The sequence below is a fragment of the Acidimicrobiales bacterium genome, assembly GCA_036273495.1.
GTDB lineage: Bacteria > Actinomycetota > Acidimicrobiia > Acidimicrobiales > JAJPHE01 > DASSEU01.
In genome coordinates this window covers 1-3,365 of the sequence record DASUHN010000144.1, presented here as the reverse complement: position 1 = coordinate 3,365, position 3,365 = coordinate 1, and the positions used below count along the sequence as shown (strand labels likewise).

The 3,365-nt window shown below is 73.0% G+C and carries 3 protein-coding genes; all 3 read left to right on the top strand.

The window, feature by feature from the left end; all coding sequences use genetic code 11:
* The first annotated feature begins 151 nt into the window (after window positions 1–151).
* The gene (locus tag VFW24_06165) at window positions 152–1,540 is read left to right on the top strand and encodes a wax ester/triacylglycerol synthase family O-acyltransferase (protein HEX5266340.1); all 1,389 of its coding nucleotides are present in this window, start codon (window positions 152–154) and stop codon (window positions 1,538–1,540) included.
* Between the two features lie 51 nt (window positions 1,541–1,591).
* The gene (locus VFW24_06160; GenBank protein ID HEX5266339.1) at window positions 1,592–2,518 is read left to right on the top strand and encodes an alpha/beta hydrolase; all 927 of its coding nucleotides are present in this window, start codon (window positions 1,592–1,594) and stop codon (window positions 2,516–2,518) included.
* A gap of 8 nt (window positions 2,519–2,526) precedes the next feature.
* A partial coding sequence (locus VFW24_06155; GenBank protein ID HEX5266338.1) for a wax ester/triacylglycerol synthase family O-acyltransferase occupies window positions 2,527–3,365 on the top strand: 839 nt, incomplete at its 3' end.

Here is a 3,365-nt window from a genome sequence, read left to right as displayed (position 1 = left end):
CGTCCGGCCAGCCGTCCTCGGTGGCCGCCACCCGGTCCCCGTACAGATCGGCCAGCTGCTCCATCAGCCGGCCCAGGTGGGGCTGGCGCCCCCGTACCAGTTCCAGCCGACCGCGCCCCGCCACGGCCGGGCAGTGTAGATATGTACGGGGATGGAGCGTCTCACCGGGCTGGACGCGGGGTTCCTCTACATGGAGACGCCGACCCAGCACCTCCACACCATGAAGGTGGCGGTCGTCGATCCCGCCGGCGCCGAGGGCGGCTACTCCTTCGAGCGGGTGCGGGAGGTGCTCGCCGCCCACCTCCACCGCCTGCCGGCCTTCCGCCAGCGGATCGTGCCGATCCCGTTGGCCCTCGGCCACCCGGTGTGGATCGAGGACCCCGACTTCGACATCGCCAACCACCTCCACCGGGTCGACGCCGACGCTCCGGGGGGCCAGGCCGAGCTGGACCGGATCGTCTCCGCCGTGGCCGGTCGGCCCCTCGACCGCCGCCGGCCGCTGTGGGAGCTGTGGGTCGTCGAGGGCCTCGAGAGCGGCCACGTCGGCTTCGTCTCGAAGATCCACCACTGCGTCGCCGACGGGGTCAAGGCGGCGGAGATGCTCATGCAGGTGCTCACGCCCGATCCCACCGCCGGCGTACCCGCCGGGGAAGCTCCGCTCTGGGCCCCCGACCCCGTCCCGCCCCCGAAGGCGCTGGTGACGGCCGCCCTCCGGGACGGGCTCCGTGACCTCGGCTCCCTCCCGGGCCTGCTGCTCCGCACCCTGCGCGGCTTCTACCGGGTCGTCCGGCGCCGCCGTTCCGGCCAGGATGCCCCCCCGGCGCCGTTCGCCACCGTCAGCACCCCGTTCAACCGGTCGCTGCTGCCCGAGCGCGCCTTCGTATCCACCACGCTCTCGCTGCCCGACGTCAAGGCGGTGAAGAGCGCCTTCGGGACCACAATCAACGACGTCGTGCTGGCGCTGTGCGCCGGCGCCCTGCGCCGGTGGCTGGACGGCCACGGCGGGGTGCCGGCCCGGCCGCTGATCGCGGGAGTGCCGGTCTCGACGCGCGACGAGTTCAAGGTGGGCCGGGCCAACAGCGTGTCCAACCTGTTCACCGCCCTCCCGGTCAACGTCGCCGATCCCGTCGAGCGCCTGGCCGAGGCCAGCCGGATGATGGCGGCGGCCAAGGAGCAGCACCGGGCCCTGGGCCCCGAGATCCTCGAGGACTGGTCCCAGCTCACCCCGCCGGCCCCGTTCCAGGCGGTGACGCGGGCCTACTCGCGGCTCAACCTCGCCGATCGCCACCGGCCCCCGATCAACCTGATCGTCTCCAACGTGCCCGGCCCCACGACCCCGCTGTTCGTGGCCGGGGCCCGGCTGGTCGGCATCTGGTCGATGGGCCCGATCCTCGAGAACATCGGGCTCAACATCACGGTGTGGAGCTACCTCGACCAGCTCAACTTCGGCGTGGTGGCCTGTCCGCAGACCGTGCCCGACCTCCGGGAGCTGGTGGCGCGGCTCCACGACGCCCTCGAGGAGCTGCAGAAAGCGGCGTGATAAGCAGGTTCGCGTGACGGACTGGCCGGGATCGACGGGCGGGTGGGGCTGATGGGACTGGCTTTCGTCGACCTCGTGGGCCTGGCCGCGTCCCGGCCGTCGGACGTGGACCTGCCTCGGGGCCGGTCCGTGGAGCTGGCCGGGCGGGGCACCGCCTTCGTGTGGGAGAAGGCGGGCCCGCCGGGCGCCCCGACCGTGATCCTGATCCACGGGCTGGTAGCGAGCGGCGGGCTCAACTGGTTCCCGGCCATGGGCCGGCTGGCCGAGGAGTACCGGGTCGTGGCCATCGACCTCCGGGGCCACGGCCGGTCCATGCGGGTCGGGACCGAGTTCCGGCTGGCCGACTGCGCCGACGACGTGGCCGCCCTGGCCGACGTGCTCGGCGTGGAGCGCTTCCTGGTCGCGGGCTACTCCCTCGGCGGCCCGGTGGCCCAACTCGTCTGGCACCGCCACCGGGACCGGGTGGCGGGACTGGTTCTGTGCGCCACCAGCCGGAACTTCGGGGGCACGGCGCCCGAGCGGCTGTTCTTCACCTCGCTGCTGGGCGGGGTGTTCGGGGTCCAGCTGTTCAACCGCCTCCCCGGGCCCTGGCGCACCCGCCCCGTCGAGGCCGACCACCACGACCTGCCCGAGGAGGACTCCGACCCGCTGATCAGCCGGTGGGCCATCGACGAGCTGCGCCGCACCGACATCCTGGCCGCCCTCAAGGCCATGGGGTCCATGGGCCGGTTCAGCTCCCACGAGTGGGTCGGCAGCGTCGACGTGCCGGTGGCGGTCGTGATCACCACCCGTGACCACCTGGTCTCCTCCAGTCGCCAGATCAAGCTGGCCCGGGCCATCCCCGGAGCCACCCTCCACCCGGTGCCGGCGGGCCACGCCGCCTGTGTGATCGGCGCCCGCCGCTTCGTCCCGGTCCTGGCCGAGGCGGTGCGCTCGGTGGCCGGGCGCGCAGGACTGGCACCGGTCGGCGCGGAATAAAGAACGTCATGCAACGACTGACCGGGCTCGACGCCACCTTCCTCTACTCGGAGACGCCGAGCCAGCACATGCACGTGTCGATGGTGGGGGTGTTCGACACCTCGACCATGACGGGCGGCTACTCCTTCGAGCGGGTCCGCGACCTGATCGAGAGCCGGCTGCCCCGGATCCCGATGTTCCGCCGGCGCCTGATCGAGGTTCCGTTCCGCCTCCACCACCCGGTGCTGGTCGAGGATCCCGAGTTCGACCTCGACTTCCACGTGCGGCGGATGGCGGTGCCGGCCCCGGGCAGCATGCGCGAGCTGACCGAGCTGGCCGGGGACTTCCTCTCCCGGCCCCTGGACCGCTCCCGCCCGCTGTGGGAGATGTGGATCGTCGAGGGCCTCGAGGACGGCCGGATCGGCGTGCTCGCCAAGGTGCACCACTCGATGATCGACGGGGTGACCGGGGCGGAGCTCATGGTCCACCTGTTCGACCTCGAGCCCGAGCCGTCGGCCGCCGCGGACCAGGACGGGGAGACGGCGGACGACCGCCGCCCGGAGCACATCCCCAACGACCTCGAGCTGGTGGCGTACGCGGCCCGGTCGCTGGCCCGCCAGCCGGGGCGCCTGGCCCGGACCATCCCCGCCACCGTCCGGTCGGTCGCGAGCATCGTCTCCCGCCGCCGGGGCGGGGCGTCGGGCATGGCCACCCCGTTCAGCGCCCCCCGCACGCCGTGGAACGGCGCCATCACCCCGCACCGGGTCGTGGCGGTGGGCACGCTGTCGCTCGACGACGTCAAGGCGGTGAAGAACCACTTCGGCACGACCGTCAACGACGTGGTGCTGGCGCTGTGCAGTGGGGCCCT

Coding starts and splice junctions, on each gene's coding strand:
- VFW24_06165 (HEX5266340.1), top strand. CDS start 152: ATGGAGCGTCTCACCGGGCTGGACGCGGGGTTCCTCTACATGGAGACG.
- VFW24_06160 (HEX5266339.1), top strand. CDS start 1,592: ATGGGACTGGCTTTCGTCGACCTCGTGGGCCTGGCCGCGTCCCGGCCG.